Raw genomic sequence first — 278 nt, 5'->3', positions numbered from 1 at the left:
CTTGGAATACGCTAAAGAAGCAAAATTTAGCAAAGACGCTTCAAAACCAACTCAAATTGGCACCATTACATTTAATTTTATAGGCAAACCTTAGATTTAATCTGACATAGTAATTCGGTAACATCATTAAGAACATTCTGCCCTTTATCATTGTTATACCAATACTGTAAATCTTCTTTAAATTCTGGTGTTAATTTACCATTTTTCGCCTTAAAACGTTGCACATAAGTTGTAGCTTCACTAGGCCTAGGCCCATAGGTTTCAAGAATTTCATTTGT

Annotated in this window: 1 protein-coding gene; it reads right to left on the bottom strand. The window is 33.1% G+C overall.

Translation table 11 applies throughout. The features are described from left to right. Positions 1-77: 77 nt before the first annotated feature. Positions 78-278, bottom strand: a 201-nt coding sequence (locus tag IEQ44_RS18565) for a hypothetical protein (RefSeq protein ID WP_227487624.1), incomplete at its 5' end; no start/stop codon positions are given.

Origin of the sequence: Nocardioides malaquae, assembly GCF_015070385.1 — a bacterium.
Taxonomy (GTDB): Bacteria; Actinomycetota; Actinomycetes; order Propionibacteriales; family Nocardioidaceae; genus Nocardioides; species Nocardioides malaquae.
Note: the sequence above shows the minus strand (reverse complement) of the source record. Positions and strands in the feature narration are given on the sequence as shown.